Raw genomic sequence first — 17,118 nt, 5'->3', positions numbered from 1 at the left:
TGTATCTTGATGTCACTTGGGTATAGCAGCCTTGATTTTGTCTGACTGTAAATTGTTGTGGTGAGAAGAAAAATAATGCGAAACGTCGAAATAAATCATCAAAACCGTGGCTAAGATAAAAAGAGTAACAATTTGCACAAGCACGTTTGAAAAAACAGTGATACATTTTTGACTATAGATGCCTCTGAAAGGATGTTTCAATGCAGGAAAATCATAAAATATTAGTGGTTGATGACGATGCTCGTTTGCGTGCTCTTTTGGAGCGTTACCTTTCTGAGCAAGGTTTTCAGGTGAGAAGTGTCGCTAACGGCGAGCAGATGGATCGTCTTCTGACCCGTGAAAACTTCCACCTTATGGTGCTGGATTTAATGTTGCCGGGCGAAGATGGCTTATCGATTTGTCGTCGTCTACGTCACGCCAACAACATGCTGCCTATCCTTATGCTGACGGCGAAAGGCGATGAAGTTGATCGTATCGTTGGTCTTGAAGTAGGTGCAGACGATTACTTACCAAAGCCGTTCAACCCGCGTGAACTGCTAGCTCGTATTAAAGCAGTACTTCGCCGCCAAACGGTTGAACTGCCAGGTGCGCCAAGCACTGAAGAGAAAGTGGTTGAGTTCGGTGACTTCCGTCTGAACCTCGGTACGCGTGAAATGTTCCGTGGTGATGAAGCGATGCCACTGACGTCGGGTGAATTCGCAGTGCTGAAAGCGCTTGTGACCAACGCTCGTGAGCCGATGTCGCGCGATAAGCTGATGAATATGGCTCGTGGTCGTGAATACTCAGCGATGGAACGTTCTATCGACGTTCAAATCTCACGTCTACGCCGTATGCTAGAGGATGATCCAAGCAAGCCGCGCTACATCCAAACGGTATGGGGTTTAGGTTACGTGTTCGTCCCAGACGGCAAAGAAGCGTAATACCTTCTACTGCCTGCCGATAATACTCGGCTGCTCATATTCCACCCTCAAACCCCCTTCCTGTTTGAGGGCTGGAAACTCGCAATTAATGTTGTTCACTAGGAACAGTCCATTAGGAATTCTCCATGCGAATCCGAAGTTCATTTACACAATCCATTCTGCTGTTCATCTCTTTGCTTCTCGCTAGCCAAGTCTTTTCTTACTACGCCGTTTTTAACTACGCGTTGATGCCAAGTTTGCAGCAGTTCAACAAAATTCTCGCTCACGAATTGAATCTAGTGCTCGATGAAGATGGTTTACTCAAGTCCGATGCGCCACTCCGTCATCAACTGCTGGAAAACTTGGGCGTGACGGTACATAGCGTCGATAGCGAGATGATGAATGAGTTCAATCATGCGATGTCGATTGATTTGATGTCGGAAGAGATGACGCAAGAGCTCGGCTCACCAACGGAAGTGCGTTTGCTGCTTGGCAGTGAAAGCTACATTCTGTGGATGCGTATCGATCAGTTGCCGAACTCCATCATCCGTATTCCGCTCTCTGAACTGCAAGAAGAAGATTTTGCTCCGCTGTTCCGCAACAGCTTGATCATGGCGCTTCTGATCATTGCTGGTGGCTGGTTGTTTATCCGTTTGCAAAACCGACCTTTGATTGCGCTAGAAAAAGCCGCGAAAGGAGTAGGTCGAGGTGAAATTCCGCCGCCATTGCCAGAGAAAGGTGCTTCAGAAATCCGCTCTGTAACTCGCGCATTCAACCAGATGTCGAAAGGCATTCAAGAGCTGGAAGAAGATCGTGCGCTACTGATGGCAGGCATCAGCCACGACTTACGCACGCCGCTGACGCGTATTCGCCTTGCGACAGAAATGATGTCACCTGAAGACAGTTACTTAGCCGAAGGCATCATCAGTGATACCGAAGAGTGTAACGAGATCATCAGTCAGTTTATGGACTACCTCAAGCCAGTAAATAAAGAGTCGTTTGAGCAGGTGGACATCAATACCATTACCAGCGATGTAGCAACGTCGGAAGGGGGTTATGAAGTCGAAATCGAAACTGACCTCAACCCTACGATGCCAACCGCGAAAGGCAGTCCAATCGCGATTAAACGCGCGGTGAGTAACCTTGTGGTTAATGCTCTGCGTTATGGTAATGGCTGGGTGAAAATCAGTACGGGCGTCACCGCCGACAAACAGCTGGTGTGGGTTTGTGTTGAAGACAATGGCCCAGGCATTGAGCAATCACAAATCGCACGCTTGTTTGAACCTTTTACTCGTGGTGATACTGCTCGTGGCAGTGAAGGGACAGGCTTGGGCTTAGCCATTGTTAAGCGCATCGTCAGTCAACACTCTGGCTCGGTTGTGGTGCGTAACCGCAGTGAAGGCGGGTTAAGCGCGCAAATCAGCTTCCCAACCAAGTAAGCTTTCTTCGCTCAACTGATTCCAATAAAAAAGCCCAACCTATGACTAGGTTGGGCTCCCCGATCATCCTAGTGCAAGATTATACCAATTCCATCAATTATCTGCTCATTCTTGCTGGTTAAAATCACTTATAACAGTGTTAAAGATTTTGTAGGTAGAGTAACTAGCTAGCTGCAATCTTTGCCTTGTTCTAAGTGATTTTACCGGCGCAATTTCTTGAACATCTAATTAACGTAATTGGTATTAGGATTCTTTTATCTCTTGAGCTACCAGCTCATCTTCCTCTTCCAATTTCTCTGGAAGCAGTAGGTTCAATACGATAGCGGTGATGCCACCTGCTGCCACACCTGTTGAGAAAATGCTCTTAATAAACTCAGGCATGAATTGCAGAATTTCAGGTTTTTGTGCAATGCCCAAACCCATCGAGAATGACAGTGCCATGATTAGGATTGCGCGGCGATCGAGGTCGACACGAGAGATGATGCGTACGCCCGCTGCAGCAATGGTACCGAACATCACTATAGTCGCGCCGCCCAGAACTGGCTCTGGAATCAGCTGAACAAAGCTTGCCACGCCCGGGAACAGCCCCAGAATTACTAGCATGCCTGAGATGAAGTAACCCACATAACGACTTGCTACACCAGTGAGCATGATGATGCCGTTGTTTTGGCTGAAGGTAGAGTTCGGGAAGCTGTTGAATACCGCAGCAATGGCTGAGTTTAGACCATCTGCCAATACGCCACCTTTGATGCGCTTCATGTAAACCGGACCTTTTACAGGCTCGCCGGAAACTTCAGACGTTGCGGTAATGTCACCAATTGCTTCTAGTGCCGTAATGAAGAAAATCAGAACCAGTGGAATAAACAACGACCAGTCGAAGCTTAAGCCGTATTGCATTGGGATCGGCAGTGCGATGAGGTCAGTTTCGCCCAGTGTTGAAGTGTCGACCATGCCCGTGAAGTATGCCATGACGTAGCCAACCAGCATTGCAATTACAATTGATGCAACACGTAGGTATGGGTTCTTTGAGCGGTTAAGGATTACGATCAAGCCAAGTACTGTGCCAGCGAGAGCTAACTTGTCTAGGCTACCGAAAGAGCCATCGCCCATTGCAGCATAGCCTCCGCCCATTGATACCAAACCCACTTGGATAAGCGTCAGACCGATAAGCGTCACGACGATGCCAGATACCAATGGCGTGATGATGCGGCGTGCGTGTTCTAAAACGCGAGATAGCAGGATTTCTGCAAAAGACGCTACCAAGATAGTACCGAAAATTGCTGCCATCATGGTGTTGATGTCCGCGCCGCCAGCTTTAAGAGAAAGACCCGCACCAATGATTGGACCAAGGAAATTAAAGCTGGTGCCCTGCACTGAAAGCAAACCAGACCCGATAGGACCAAAGGTACGAATTTGAATAAAGGAAGACACGCCAGATGCAAACAGCGACATGCTGATGATGGTGTTAGTTTGGTCAGCAGGCACACCCAAAGACTGACAAATGATCAGAGAAGGGGTGATAACGGCTACGAACATCGCCAATAAGTGCTGAAGTGCAGCAAAAATGGTCTGAGGTAGTGGTGGGCGATCGTTTAACTGATAGACCAGTTCCGAAGTTCGGTTTGAAGTTGTCATGTTTGTCTCGCTAGTCGCAATAATTCTTGCCCCAGAGCTCGCTGAATGGGAGTGCTGGGTGGAGTTGACGTTATGACCTGTGATTGCTGTTAATCAGTGTCAACTCAGGTTGGTTTGATGTGACAAGGTGCACACCATAAATTTTGAGCGCGATTATAGAGGGATTTATTCAAAAAGCAAACGTTTGCTTTGGGTTGAAAAGAAAAGGCGAGAACGGAATGGTTATCGCCTTTAAGGTTTTACATTGGGAGTTTAGTTTTTTAAGTGCTTATCGAAGAACTCACCAATTTGAGTAAGGTACTTGGCTTGGTGCTCATCATTATAAAATCCGTGCCCTTCATCGCCGATCACCATTGTTTTGTGCGGATAATTGATCGCTTTGAGCGCTTCCACTAAGGCGTCAAATTGTTCAATTGGTGCTCGTTCATCTTTGGCTCCGTGGACCAACATAATGTCTGCTTTTAGCTTGTCGACATGATGAACGGGTGACATGGATTGAAGCTCTTTCTTATCACGACCGATCACTTCTTCTAGATAGTTAACGCCTGACTTGCGGTCTTTTACGTCGCCTTCAGTGTAAAGCATTTCAAGGTCATAGACGCCAAAGCTGCCTACTGCACACTGGAACAGATCCGGTTCGACGATGGCACTTTGAAGCGCGCTGTAGCCGCCAAAACTACCGCCAGAAATACAGATACGATCGGCATCGGCAATACCTTGCTTGATGATATGGCGAGTGGCATCAATGATGTCGTATTGAATATTGGTACCCCATTTACGGTATCCAAGTTCTTCAAAATTATCTCCAAAGCCACCACTACCACGGAAGTTGATTTGCAGAACAGCATAGCCCTTTTGAGCTAAGAACTGGTTCTCTGGATTGAATTCCCACCAGTCACGCGGTCCGTGAGGTCCACCGTGCGGGTTCACAATCAAAGGTAGGTCCTTTTCCGCTTTACCCGGTGGAAGTGTTAGCAAGGCATTGATTTCCTGCCCGTCTCTTGCCGTGAAAGCAAATGGACGAACTTCTGCCATTTTTTTCGGGTCGTGCCATTTCTGTGCAGAGAAGAGGTATCGACCTTCGACAGGATCGGTGTTGAATAGGTAATAATCGCCGGGATTACGGTCATTAAATGCCAGAGCAATGAATTTATCGCCATTTTCTGTTTGGCTAAGAATACGGACTTGATGACCTTCAAATGTCGCCAGTAGTTGCTTCAACTGCTTGCTCAGCGGGTGCTTGTCGTCCACGAAGGCATAGGTTGGATAGTCTTTTTCATATTCAATGGCGTACAGTTGCTTGGATTGCTGATCAAGCCAAAAGTTATGTGGTGAAACCTTTTCGCCGGCAACCACTTCTTTGTATTTTCCTGTTTTTAAATCAACATGGTAAATCGCTTGGGGTGAGCCGTCTTTACTTGCTGCGGCATAAATCGAATGGTTGTTTTCGGCGAAGGAAATGGGGGTTAGTTCTTCTAAATTGAGTTTGTCTAATGTCGCGATGGATTGCCACTTGTTGCCATTGCGATAGAAAGACTTGAGTTTGAGATCATCACCAGAGCCCGTTACAAAGCCGACTTGGTTATCATGGTTAACTAGGAAATAGCTATTTCTGATAGGGGCGGACATCTGCTTGGTCGCGCGACCGTTGTAGACATTGACTTTGTAGACGTCTTTTTCCTCTTCCATGTCAAATGAGCGGTTGTATGGAATCGCAGCAATCAGCATGTGCTTTTCGTCATTTGGCATTGGGTCTAACATGATGCCGAAGGCGCGAGTGGCTTTGCCTCGTTTAGAAACGCTGCTGCCGCTTTGTGGTGGTTGAGGACCGAACAGGTAGGCGGTTTTAGAACCGTCGACATTCGCGGCAACAAATTCACCTGTGGGTGAGGGTTGAGTAAACCAGCCCGTGAAGGTTTCTTTTGAAGCGACAACGCGCTCATTGTTGACCCAGTAATAATCGGCTACTTGCTCGTTGTCTGGGAATCGAAGCATGTTGGTTGGCTTCATTGTTTGTGCGTCGAGAATGACCAGCGCATCTTTACCATCCACTTTGGATTCGACCCCAAGGTATTTACCATCAGGGGAGAGTTTTGGGTTAAAAAAGCTCGATCCTTTAGCGAACAATTTCGCCATATCTGAGGTGTCAGCAAATGCTGAACCACTACTTAGAATACAGGCTGAAGCCAACAGCCTAAGGCAGGTACTCTTCATTTCTACTCCTTGAAACGTATTTATTATCAGAGTGGAGGTTAGCAGTAGTGCTTAACTAACCTAGCCGATAGCACAACGCATCTGTGTGTTGTGTTAATAAAACGTTATTGATTTTACATATTTAAAATCAATAGAATAGAAATTTAGATGTGATTTAGTTATCGAATTGGTGAAAGAAACGTCTTACTACTAAGGCGCAGCCCGTTTACGCCTTAGAATAAATGTCACGCTCGCCTAACCAACGATCAATAATTGCGGTCGCATTCGTCGGGTAGTTGTCATGAATGTAACGTGCAATGCGTTGAACTTCCGGAATTAAGCGCTGATCTCGCACTAAGTCGGCAATTTTAAAATCTGCCAAGCCAGTTTGCTTGGTACCAAGAAGCTCACCCGGTCCACGAATCTCTAAGTCTTTCTGTGCAATCACGAAGCCGTCGTTGCTTTCTCGTAATACGCCTAAACGTTTTTGGGCGGTTTTTGATAGCGGCGAGTGATACAGCAACACACAATGGCTCGCCACTGAACCTCGACCAACACGACCTCTAAGCTGGTGCAACTGAGCTAAACCTAAACGCTCTGGGTTCTCGATGATCATCAGGCTGGAATTGGGTACGTCTACGCCTACTTCAATCACTGTCGTTGCGACCAGTAAATGCAGCTTGTTGTCTTTGAAATCCTGCATCACCGCTTGCTTCTCAGCGGGCTTCATTCGTCCGTGCACGAGACCAATTTTTACGTCAGGCAGTTTACGTTGCAGCTCTTCTGCAGTGTCGGCAGCAGCTTGAGCCTCCAAGACTTCGGACTCATCAATCAAGGTACATACCCAATACGCTTGTTTGCCTTCGTTTAAGCAGGCATTGCGCACTCGTTCGACGATATCATCGCGTTTGGTGTCTGGAATCGCGACGGTCTGGATTGGTGTTCGACCTGGCGGTAACTCATCAATCACCGACGTTTCTAAGTCAGCATAAGCTGTCATGGCTAATGTTCGCGGAATTGGCGTTGCTGTCATGATGAGCTGATGTGGATAAGCGCCTTGTTTCGCGCCTTTCTCGCGTAGCTCTAAGCGCTGGTGGACACCAAAGCGGTGCTGTTCATCAATAATGACCAAAGCAAGATGATGAAACTCAACATGCTCTTGGAAAAGGGCGTGAGTGCCCACGACCATTTGCGCTTCACCACTGGCAATACGCGCCAATTCGGCTTCTTTGGCTTTACCTTTTAATTTTCCAGCCAGCCAACCGACCTGAATGCCCATTTTCTCAAACCAATTAGCGAAGTTAATCGCGTGCTGTTCGGCGAGCAGCTCGGTCGGTGCCATTAAAGCGACTTGATAGCCGTGTTCAATGGCTCTGACGGCAGCAAGCGCAGCAACTAGAGTTTTCCCCGAGCCTACGTCACCTTGAACAAGGCGCATCATTGGGTGCGTTTTTTCTAAGTCAGCTTCAATTTCTTTAACGACTCGTGCTTGAGCATTGGTCGGCGAGAAGGGCAATTGAGCCAGTAGTTGCTTTTTCAGCGAGTCACACGACGCCAAAGGCAATGCAACGTCCTGTTGTCCTTTGCTGCGCACTGCCAACATAGAGAGGTTCTGCGCCAGTAACTCTTCCATGATCAAACGAATTTGAGCTGGGTGTTTACCTTCATCAAACTCATCCAAATTAATGGTTGGAGGCGGTCGATGAATCGTATGCAGCGCTTGCGACATAGTGATCTGGTGATTGTACAAACCGGAAGGCAGCAACTCTTGCACTGCGGCTTTATCGAGGAGTGATAAGGCTTGTTCCGTCAGGTTACGCAAAGTGATTTGACGTAACCCATCGGTGGTTGGATAAACGGGGGTTAAGCTTTGTTCCACATCCGGCTTTTGTTCACTTACATAAAACTTGTAATCAGGGTGAACAATCTCTAAGCCCATACCACCACGCTTTATTTCACCGTAAGCGTGTACTAACTTACCATTTGAGAAATTGTTCTTCATCGCGGCAGTAAAGTTAAAAAAGCGTAGAGTAATGGTGCCATTGCCGTCGCTGATTTTTACTGTCAGCATTTTGCGTTTGCCGAAAGTAGTATCGACAGCCATGACTTTGCCCTGTACTGCCGCCCAGAGCCCGGCATGCAGCTTGGCTATTGGGTAAATGCGAGTGCGATCTTCGTAACGAAGAGGAAGGTGGAACAGTAGATCTTGAACGCTATGCAAGCCAACTTTGGCGAGTTTTTCTGCGACTTTGGCGCCAACTCCAGACAGAGAGGTTAAAGGAATAGCAGATAACATTTGGGCAGACATAGTGGGCTCAAGAAAATAGTTAACATAGCAGTATGTTAACCACGAAGCTGTGTTTTTGTACAGGGAAAAATACAGCTTCGTGAGGAGTTGAGTTTCGCTCCTTCGTCGCTATTCAGGATAACAAAAGTTGATTATTTACTTTGCATCTCTTTCCACCACGATTCGTCAGCCACAATTTGGCCTTCGTCATCAAGTTGTGGATATTCTAGCCCTTTGCGTTTCGCTACTTTTGCTAAGACCGGATGCCCTCGCTCAAACAGAATGCGGTTGATGGTCTCTTTTGGCAGTGCGCTTTCATCACGTTTGTACATACCAGCGGCTTCACGCTGACGCTGCGCTTCATAAAGAATCACAGCACTGGCGACTGAGACATTTAAAGACTGCACCATACCGATCATTGGAATAATGATGTCTTGGTCTGCGAGTTTCTTCGCTTGCTCTGAAGCGCCAATTTTTTCGCTACCCAGAATGATTGCCGTTGGCTTGGTGTAGTCGATCTCACGAAAATCGACCGCGGTGTCCGAAAGGTTGGTGACCAGAACTTGCATGCCTTGTGCTTTGAGCTCGGTAATCGCAGTTTCAATCGAATCGTGAGTATCCACTTCAACCCAGTTGCGTGCCCCTGCTGAGGTGTGGGTCAGTGTGCGCATTTTGTCGGGCCAAATCGCATGAACTTTGTGTAAGCCTGTTGCGTCAGCGGTACGGATCACTGCAGAAACGTTGTTCGGCTTATGAACTTCTTCAAGGCACAGGGTGAGGTCGGTTTGGCGTGCTTTTAACACCTGATGGATGCGGTTGTAACGTTCTAAATTCATAATAAATAGGGATATAAAAAAATCGCCACCCAGAGTGTGGGTGGCGATAGAGTTTAGTTCTTTCTTCGTCTGACTCGAGTCGCCTGTGGCATGGTCTTAATCTTACGCATGATGCCAGCAAGGTGAACACGATCTTTGGTGGTTAGCAGAACGGTAACGGTGTACAAGCGACCGTCGCGTTCTTCGGTTGAAAGACCATGAATGTTCGAACCGGTTTTCGAAATCACATTGGTCAATTCCGCTAACGCACCTTGGTTATTGAGCATATCGACTTTCAGTTCCGCGATGAACTCTTTGTCGTACTCTTCAGACCAAGCGACAGCCATGTATTTGTCCGGCTCTTTCTGGTATCCGCGTACGTTTGGACACGTTTCACGGTGAACCACAAGACCACGACCTGGCGATACGTGAGCGATAATGTGGTCATCCGGGATAGGGTGACAACAATTTGCGAAAGTCAGTAGCAGACCTTCTGCACCACGGATTGGCAGTTTCTTGTTAGATTCGTTTGGAATCGAGCTTGTGGTGGTCAATTCATCAGTGTCACCCAATAAGCGACGTGCGATGACGATACTCATCAATTCACCCAATCCAATGGCTGCTAGCAGATCATCGACGCTTTCTAGGCGCAGATCAGTCAGCACTTCTTGGATGTTTTCTGGGTAGATTGAATCAATCGAATGACGACCTAAAGCGTGATTCAGTAGACGACGACCTAAGGTAATCGATTCTTCACGACGCATGGTCTTCAATACTTGACGAATCTTAGTGCGAGCGCGAGAAGTCACGACATAGTTTAACCAAGCCGCGTTTGGACGCGCACCTGGTGCACTGATGATTTCTACTGTCTGACCGTTCTTCAGTGCCTTACTTAGTGGGTAAGGGTTACGGTCAACACGAGCACCAACACAAGAGTTACCGACATCAGTATGTACGGCATAGGCAAAGTCGACAGCCGTTGCGCCTAATGGCAATTCAACGATACGACCTTTTGGTGTGAAGACGTAAATCTCATCTGGGAAAAGATCCGATTTTACGTTTTCAATGAATTCGAATGAGTTACCAGCGCTTTGTTGTAGCTCAAGCAGGCTTTGCATCCAACGCTGAGCTTTCACTTGCGCTGTTGTGCCAGACTTGTCGCCCTTGTCTTTGTATGACCAGTGCGCAGCGACACCTTTGTCCGCCATTTGATCCATATCTTCGGTACGGATCTGAACTTCAACTGGCACGCCATGTGGGCCAACCATAGAAGTATGTAGCGATTGGTAGCCGTTCGCTTTTGGTACCGCAATGTAATCTTTCATACGACCAGGACGTGGCTTATACAAGCTGTGTACTTGGCCTAGAACGCGATAACAAGTATCGGCAGTATCAACAACCACTCGGAAAGCATAGATATCCATGATGGTGTGGAAACGCTGTTCTTTGGTTTTCATCTTGTTATAGATGGAGAACAGGTTCTTTTCACGACCTAACACGCGCGCATTCAAGCCAACATCTTCGAGTCGACCTTCAATTTCGCTGTGAATACGTTGGATCATCTCTTTACGATTACCACGTGCCGCTCTTACCACTTCTTTTAGAACGCGGTAGCGGTTCGGGTAAAGCGCTTCGAAGCCAAGCTCCTCAAGTTCCGTTTTGATATTGTGAATACCAAGACGGTGAGCCAGCGGCGCGTAGATTTCCAGTGTTTCGCGAGCAATACGGCGTTTTTTGTCGGGGCGCAGGGCACCTAACGTGCGCATGTTGTGCGTACGGTCAGCCAGTTTGATCAGGATAACGCGGATGTCTTGCACCATCGCCAGAACCATCTTACGGAAGTTCTCGGCTTGAGCCTCTTTCCTATCGCGGAATTTGAGTTTGTCCAGTTTAGATACACCATCAACCAGCTCAGCGACGGTATTGCCGAATTTCTCTTCGAGATCTTCTTTTGTAACGTCACAGTCTTCGATGACGTCATGCAGCAAAGCAGCTTGGAGGGTTTCGATATCGAGGCGCATTTCGGCCAAGATTCGAGCCACAGCGACTGGGTGGATGATGTATGGTTCACCGCTTGAGCGGGTTTGCCCTTCATGGGCATCTCTTGCTACCACATAAGATTGACGCAGAGCCTCAATTTGAGGCTCTGTTAGGTATTCTTGGGCAACGTCTTTGAGGCTATCGAATAGATACAAATTATAGGCCCGGGAGGTTGTTGAATTCTAAAGTCAGAATTAACGGTTGTGAGCGATGCTGCTTACTGCCGCTAGCTCTGCCGCTTCTTGCTCTTGCTGTTCTTGACGTTCACGAGCGTCTAGAACTTCTTTAGTAATTAAACCTTCTTCGATTTCGCGTAGAGCGATAACCGTTGGCTTATCGTTCTCTTCTGGCACTAGTGCATCTTTACCGCCAGTTTGCATTTGACGAGCGCGGCGAGCCGCAATCAGTACTAGGTCGAAACGGTTGCCAACTTTTTCAACAGCGTCTTGAACAGTTACGCGTGCCATGAGGACTCCAAATAGTTAACTAAATTTTGAATGACGAGAAAGTATACAGTCTCAGCGTAATATTTACTAGCGATAAGACGTGCAACAACAATGACTTTCTATATAAGCAATATAAGCTTCCTTACCGTAATAAAGAAGCGAAAATTTGTGTTTCAGTGCAGAATTACTCTGCTAGAAGCGCATCAAGCATACCTTTATATTTAGCAGCTTGCTTTTCTTCCTTCAATCTTTCCGCACGTAGGATGGCTTTAAAGTCCATTAATGCAGTATCGAAATCATCGTTTACGATTACGTAATCGTACTCGTTGTAGTGTGAGATTTCAGATTTTGCTTCTGCCATGCGTTTTGCGATCACTTCTTCGCTGTCTTGACCACGAGTGTTTAGACGGCGTTCTAGCTCACCATTTGATGGTGGCAGGATAAAGATGCTTTTCGCTTCTGACATTTGCTCACGGATTTGACGTGCACCTTGCCAGTCGATGTCTAGGAAAACGTCGATGCCTTTGTTTAGCGTTTCTTCAATCCATACGCGTGATGTGCCGTAATAGTTACCAAACACTTCTGCGTATTCTAGGAAGTCGCCTTGTGCAATCAGAGCTTCAAACTCTTCTTTTGCAACGAAATGGTAGTGGATACCGTTTTCTTCGCCAGGGCGCATGCCACGAGTAGTATGAGACACAGACACTTTCATTGCATATGTTGGGTTACGTTCCAACATTGCTGAGATCAAGCTAGATTTACCTGCGCCGCTAGGTGCAGATACGATATAGAGAGTACCTTTGCCCATTGTACTGTTCCACTTTTGGTTGGATTGAGTGAATGCCGAAAGAAGTCTCGACCTTGTTGTCATGCCAACGACGTTTATTCACGAGATTGGTATAACGATAGCACTGGCGTTGATGATTTCTTCATCAAACTGCTTGAGATTGGTGATAAACCCGCCAGAAAAATGGAGGCGAAGAGTATCATGATCTCCCAGATGTTGCTAGCCGATCTTTTGGATCTTTGAGGTGTGGTATGAATTCACCCTCTATATATAGAAGCGAAAAAAGGGGAAGCTTTCACTTCCCCAGGCGTGCGACTGACTCACACTTAATTTTCGGAGCAACCACAACCACTTTGGTTACTACTTTGCAGATGATGAGCGCCTATTAGCCTTGCGACTCTAGGTAGTTGATCCATGGACTCACTACTTGTCTCATCGAATCCGATTGTGCTGCTTTCTTCATTGATTTAAGCGCCTGAGTTGGCTGATTCAATTCAAAGAAAGCCATGCCGCGGATGTATTGCAATTCTGCGGCTTGCGAGCGCGATGCGTCAGAGGCAGGCGTCGCAGCAAACTTAGAAGCAGCTTGGTATTGCTTCGCTTGAATCATCAAACGGGCAATTTTTAGCTGGCTCTTTGTCTTAGGAGCCAGTTGATAAGCGGTTTGATAGGTATCAATCGCATTATCAAGCTCTTTCGACTGCTGCCAAAATGACGCTAAACGCTCTAAGTTTTCTTGGTTTGTTTCGATATTACCGTTTGCTATTTCATCTTTTAGAATCTTCGCCGCGCGGTAAGGTATCTCTTGATAAGCAAGGAAGTTGACTAGACGTAAGTACTCTTTCTCTTCTTCAAACAAGCCCAGTTTGTACGCCATTTCTAAAGCAGAAAGTGCATTCTTGTCTTGGTTCAGCTCCATGTAAGTACCAGAAAGTTGCATCCAGTAGCGCTTTTTCTGTGGGTACTTAGTGGTTAGGATCTTAAGAACACTTGCAACGCTCTTCATTTGACCTAGCTCGTAATGAGAAGCCATCAGAAGCATGTACCACGATTCACTTGGATTCTTCGTCATTGCAATCGCTTTTTTAGTTGGTGCGATTGCTTTACGGTAGTCTTCCATTTGAACGTAAGCACTTGCTAGCGTGATGTAAGCGTGTGCTTGTGGTTTTTCTTTCGTTGTTTCAGCTACGGCAAACCACTTTTCCATGGTTTTAACCGATTTCTTAAACTGTTCTTCAGCAAGATATAACTGAGCAAGGCTGTAACGAACTTGCTGTGCAACGGGTACTGGAAGAGCATCCAGAGAAAGCGCTTCTGCAAAGTACTTAGATGCCTTTACATAGTCGTCTCTCATTGAGTACAAGAAGCCCATCTGTTGCAGCAGTACTGCACGGTCATACTTCTTTGAAGTTTTACCGAGTGCCTTGTTCAACCTTTCGATTGCATCAGAGTATTTCTCAGTCGCAATCAGTTCTTGAACTTTGTTAACGACTTTAAATGTTTTATCAGAAAGCTGTGGCGAATCTTTGGCAACAACAGGTGTGCTAAGCACACCCATTGTTAACGCAACAGAAGCCAGCAATGTCTTGAGTAATTTCATATTGTGACTCCCTAGTTGGTGGTGAACTCAATTTCTTGAGCCATGCGCGAGGCCACCGGTTGTCCATCAACCATCTTAGGTTTGAAAGTCCATTTCGATACGGTCTTTCTTGCTGCTTTACCTAAACCAAGTCGACGAGGTGTTTCTTTTACTACCTTGATGTCTTCAACCGCGCCGCGAGCGTTAACGGTGAATTCAATCAATACCACGCCTTTCTCTAGACCTGACTTCGCCGCTTTACGAGGCATTTGAGGTTGGAAAGTCGCCAATGGTACTGGACCACCCGATCCCGCAACTGAACCACCGCCCTGAGAGTAGTGACCAAGTACTGAGCCACCCGTAACATTAACTGGTAGATCAAGTTTCGGCATGTCCATCGGGATTTGATCCATCACCGGTTTGACCGTTGACGTCACCTTCATTTCAGGTGGCGGTGGCGGACGCTTCGGCGGTGGTGGTTTTGGTAGTTCGCGCTTTTTCTCCTGTATTTTTTCGTCCGGTTTAATGCGAATGAATTCAACCATACGTAGATCATCATTCGACACTAGCTCGTGGCGCTCTTTGTTTACTAGCTTGTCCATCCCCCAGAACAATCCGAGGGAGACAATGAGCGCCAGTGCAATTGAGGCCAGATACCGCATAGGCTTAATCCTTATTGGTTGCGGCAATGGAGATGCTTTCTACACCTGCCATCTTAATCTGGTCCATAACCTTCACGACTACACCAGCGTTAGCTTCAGTATCCGCTTGGATAACAACTGCACCATCTGGGCTTTCTGCACGTAGACGTTCGATGTTTGCACGTACGGCGTCTACTTCGATGCGACGTTTATCAACCCAAACGTCACCAGCGGCACCAATGGCAACCATGATGTTACCTTTCTTCACGGTTTGCGCTGAGCTAGCCGTTGGGCGATTTACTTCTAGACCGGCTTCTTTAACGAACGATGTTGTTACGATAAAGAAGATCAACATGATGAAGACGATGTCGAGCATCGGTGTCATATCGATAGCAGCTTCATCACTGCTGTCATTGCTATAGCGTCTCTTCATGACCTATACCTCTAATTCCGTTTACTCAGGCAATGTGCTTTAGCTTGTCTTCAAGCTTCTGCGTGGTGACTTTGGCTAAATGATCAAGACGAGTACTAAAGAACAGTCCTGATAGTGAAGCCACCATTCCCGCTAATGTTGGGATTGTTGCCTTTGAGATCCCCGAGGCCATTGCTCGAGGGCTTCCTGTACCTGTAACCGCTAAGATATCGAATACTTGAATCATGCCGACAACGGTGCCGAGTAGACCAAGTAGGGGACAAAGCGCAATCAGTACTTTAACGATTGGTAGTCCCTTTTTATTCTCAATATCCTGACGAGAAACGATTTCTTGTCGGATCATCTTAGCGTTCCAGCTTTTATGTTCTGAGCGCTCTTCCCAAAAGCCAACGGCTTTTTTCATTGCTTTTGGAGCGACGGCAGCGAAGTAAAACCAACGTTCTAGCAATACTGCCCACAACATGAAGCTGAGGATAAAGATGGCGACGAGTACATCACCACCCATTCCCAAGAAGCGTCTGATTGATTCAAGTTCTCCAACTAACCACCACATAACGCCTCCTTAGCTTTCGGCTTTATGCAGTTTTTCCTGATAGCGAGCGATGAAGCCTGCACTCTGTTCTTCAAGAGTTTGAACCAAACGACGACCTTTACTGTGTACGATGGTGTACAGGAACAGTAGAGGAATTGCGACAACCAGACCAAGCATCGTAGTAACAAGTGCTTCTGAGATACCGCCAGCCATTAGCTTAGGATCACCTGTACCAAATAGTGTGATTGCTTGGAACGTACCGATCATACCCATAACCGTACCCAGTAGACCTAGAAGTGGTGCTACAGAAGCGAACAGTTTGATTGAGCTGATAAAGCGTTCAATGCTCGGTGCGTTACGTAGGATGATTTCGTCCAGTTTCGCTTCAAGATCTTCAAGGTTGTCACCTTTATGTTCTTGGTAAGCTTGGATAACTTCACCCAGAGGGTTGCCAGGAATAACAGTGTCTGATTTCGCTTGCTTACGCATTTTGCCACCGATAACGAGTAGGCGTAGGTAACAAACGAGTGCGATCAGTGCACCAATTGCACCCATAGCTAGGATTACGTAACCAACGATACCACCTTGGTCAATACGCTCCTGAACGGTAGGGCTTTGTACTAGTAGAGACAGAATCACACCACGAGATGGGTCGATAAATAGTGGTTCGTATGTGCCTTCTGCTGCCTCAAAACCGCCAACTAGGCGAGTGATGTTCTTGCTCGGTTGACGTGATAGCTCTTCGAACTTACCAGTTTGAGGTACGTAAGTTACGTATTTGCCATCTGCGATTGCGTTAAACTCACCCACTAGGGTTACGTCACGTACCGCTTCTTTACCTTCGCCGTATACAACGGTCGCTTGAGCTGTTGTTGTATCACCTGATGCGACTACTTGTTGTAGGATTGTGTGCCAAAACGCTTCAAGTTCTTGCGTAGATGGCAGTTCTTTACTTTCCGCTAGTTTAGAAAGTAGTACGTCACGCTCAGGGAAAAGAACGGCGTTTTGCGAAGCTGCAAATAGACCTTTAAATTCACCCGCATATTGGCGAACCACACCAAACATCTCACCTAAAGTACCTGAACGAACGCGAAGTGTTTCAGTTAGCTCAGTTAGCTGCTTGTCGTTTTCATCAAATGTTGCTTTTAGCTCATCACCAAGTGCTTGTTGGGCAGCTAGCTCGTCACGAGCTTGTTGTAGCAATGCAGCTTGCTTGTCGCGGTTGTTTTTGAACTCAGCTTCACGAGCTTTGTTCTCTTTTGATTCAACAATACTTTCTGATTTTACGTTTTTCAGTAGCTCAGATAGGTTTTTAGGTGCTTCAGCTTGCGCACCAGAAATCATGAATAAGCTCGCTAGCAAACCAGCGGCTAGAGTTTTGAATCCTTTCAT

The 17,118-nt window shown here is 46.8% G+C and carries 14 protein-coding genes; 2 read left to right on the top strand and 12 right to left on the bottom strand.

What is annotated here, in order from left to right:
• The first annotated feature begins 200 nt into the window (after positions 1-200).
• Both ompR and envZ read left to right on the top strand, forming a co-directional pair.
• Entirely contained in the window at positions 201-920 is a 720-nt protein-coding gene (ompR, locus tag VHA02S_RS13945; protein WP_005430151.1) for an osmolarity response regulator transcription factor OmpR, read from the top strand.
• 125 nt (positions 921-1,045) lie between these two features.
• Complete coding sequence (gene envZ, locus VHA02S_RS13940) at positions 1,046-2,338, top strand: two-component system sensor histidine kinase EnvZ (RefSeq protein WP_005448471.1); 1,293 nt, start codon at positions 1,046-1,048, stop codon at positions 2,336-2,338.
• A 243-nt stretch (positions 2,339-2,581) separates the two neighbouring features.
• On the opposite strand, the gene VHA02S_RS13935 is transcribed toward envZ, so the two are convergent.
• The 12 genes from VHA02S_RS13935 to VHA02S_RS13880 form a co-directional block, all read right to left on the bottom strand.
• The gene (locus VHA02S_RS13935; RefSeq protein ID WP_038897703.1) at positions 2,582-3,973 is read right to left on the bottom strand and encodes a uracil-xanthine permease family protein; all 1,392 of its coding nucleotides are present in this window, start codon (positions 3,971-3,973) and stop codon (positions 2,582-2,584) included.
• 252 nt (positions 3,974-4,225) lie between these two features.
• Positions 4,226-6,187 (bottom strand): S9 family peptidase, encoded by a 1,962-nt coding sequence (locus VHA02S_RS13930; protein WP_009698968.1) that lies wholly within the window; start codon positions 6,185-6,187, stop codon positions 4,226-4,228.
• A 205-nt stretch (positions 6,188-6,392) separates the two neighbouring features.
• Positions 6,393-8,474, bottom strand: a complete 2,082-nt coding sequence (recG, locus tag VHA02S_RS13925) for an ATP-dependent DNA helicase RecG (protein WP_017189969.1) — start codon at positions 8,472-8,474, stop codon at positions 6,393-6,395.
• Positions 8,475-8,605: 131 nt separating this feature from the next.
• Positions 8,606-9,289: a tRNA (guanosine(18)-2'-O)-methyltransferase TrmH gene (gene trmH / locus VHA02S_RS13920; RefSeq protein ID WP_038897704.1), complete on the bottom strand. Its 684-nt coding sequence runs from the start codon at positions 9,287-9,289 to the stop codon at positions 8,606-8,608.
• Positions 9,290-9,342: 53 nt separating this feature from the next.
• On the bottom strand, positions 9,343-11,463 hold the full coding sequence (spoT, locus tag VHA02S_RS13915; protein WP_005434453.1) for a bifunctional GTP diphosphokinase/guanosine-3',5'-bis pyrophosphate 3'-pyrophosphohydrolase: 2,121 nt from the start codon (positions 11,461-11,463) through the stop codon (positions 9,343-9,345).
• Positions 11,464-11,502: 39 nt separating this feature from the next.
• Entirely contained in the window at positions 11,503-11,775 is a 273-nt protein-coding gene (gene rpoZ, locus VHA02S_RS13910; RefSeq protein ID WP_005379346.1) for a DNA-directed RNA polymerase subunit omega, read from the bottom strand.
• 163 nt (positions 11,776-11,938) lie between these two features.
• Positions 11,939-12,562, bottom strand: coding sequence for a guanylate kinase (gene gmk, locus VHA02S_RS13905; protein ID WP_005430186.1), 624 nt, complete (start codon positions 12,560-12,562; stop codon positions 11,939-11,941).
• A gap of 364 nt (positions 12,563-12,926) precedes the next feature.
• Positions 12,927-14,141 (bottom strand): tetratricopeptide repeat protein, encoded by a 1,215-nt coding sequence (locus VHA02S_RS13900; RefSeq protein WP_038897705.1) that lies wholly within the window; start codon positions 14,139-14,141, stop codon positions 12,927-12,929.
• A gap of 11 nt (positions 14,142-14,152) precedes the next feature.
• Positions 14,153-14,782 (bottom strand): energy transducer TonB, encoded by a 630-nt coding sequence (locus tag VHA02S_RS13895; protein ID WP_005430078.1) that lies wholly within the window; start codon positions 14,780-14,782, stop codon positions 14,153-14,155.
• Between the two features lie 4 nt (positions 14,783-14,786).
• Entirely contained in the window at positions 14,787-15,194 is a 408-nt protein-coding gene (locus VHA02S_RS13890; RefSeq protein ID WP_005430119.1) for an ExbD/TolR family protein, read from the bottom strand.
• A 25-nt stretch (positions 15,195-15,219) separates the two neighbouring features.
• Positions 15,220-15,747, bottom strand: a complete 528-nt coding sequence (locus tag VHA02S_RS13885; protein ID WP_005448458.1) for a MotA/TolQ/ExbB proton channel family protein — start codon at positions 15,745-15,747, stop codon at positions 15,220-15,222.
• 9 nt (positions 15,748-15,756) lie between these two features.
• Positions 15,757-17,118, bottom strand: coding sequence for a MotA/TolQ/ExbB proton channel family protein (locus VHA02S_RS13880; protein WP_005448456.1), 1,362 nt, complete (start codon positions 17,116-17,118; stop codon positions 15,757-15,759).

Origin of the sequence: Vibrio harveyi NBRC 15634 = ATCC 14126 = KCTC 12724 (assembly GCF_001591145.1) — a bacterium.
Lineage (GTDB): Bacteria > Pseudomonadota > Gammaproteobacteria > Enterobacterales > Vibrionaceae > Vibrio > Vibrio harveyi.
The sequence above is the reverse complement of the archived record's forward strand: the minus strand, read 5'-3'. Positions and strand labels throughout refer to the sequence as shown.

Bases quoted from the DNA above. Each gene is read 5' to 3' on its own strand.
- ompR (WP_005430151.1), top strand. From the start codon at position 201: ATGCAGGAAAATCATAAAATATTAGTGGTTGATGACGATGCTCGTTTG.
- envZ (WP_005448471.1), top strand. From the start codon at position 1,046: ATGCGAATCCGAAGTTCATTTACACAATCCATTCTGCTGTTCATCTCT.
- VHA02S_RS13935 (WP_038897703.1), bottom strand. From the start codon at position 3,973: ATGACAACTTCAAACCGAACTTCGGAACTGGTCTATCAGTTAAACGAT.
- VHA02S_RS13930 (WP_009698968.1), bottom strand. From the start codon at position 6,187: ATGAAGAGTACCTGCCTTAGGCTGTTGGCTTCAGCCTGTATTCTAAGT.
- recG (WP_017189969.1), bottom strand. From the start codon at position 8,474: ATGTCTGCCCAAATGTTATCTGCTATTCCTTTAACCTCTCTGTCTGGA.
- trmH (WP_038897704.1), bottom strand. From the start codon at position 9,289: ATGAATTTAGAACGTTACAACCGCATCCATCAGGTGTTAAAAGCACGC.
- rpoZ (WP_005379346.1), bottom strand. From the start codon at position 11,775: ATGGCACGCGTAACTGTTCAAGACGCTGTTGAAAAAGTTGGCAACCGT.
- gmk (WP_005430186.1), bottom strand. From the start codon at position 12,562: ATGGGCAAAGGTACTCTCTATATCGTATCTGCACCTAGCGGCGCAGGT.
- VHA02S_RS13900 (WP_038897705.1), bottom strand. From the start codon at position 14,141: ATGAAATTACTCAAGACATTGCTGGCTTCTGTTGCGTTAACAATGGGT.
- VHA02S_RS13895 (WP_005430078.1), bottom strand. From the start codon at position 14,782: ATGCGGTATCTGGCCTCAATTGCACTGGCGCTCATTGTCTCCCTCGGA.
- VHA02S_RS13890 (WP_005430119.1), bottom strand. From the start codon at position 15,194: ATGAAGAGACGCTATAGCAATGACAGCAGTGATGAAGCTGCTATCGAT.
- VHA02S_RS13885 (WP_005448458.1), bottom strand. From the start codon at position 15,747: ATGTGGTGGTTAGTTGGAGAACTTGAATCAATCAGACGCTTCTTGGGA.
- VHA02S_RS13880 (WP_005448456.1), bottom strand. From the start codon at position 17,118: ATGAAAGGATTCAAAACTCTAGCCGCTGGTTTGCTAGCGAGCTTATTC.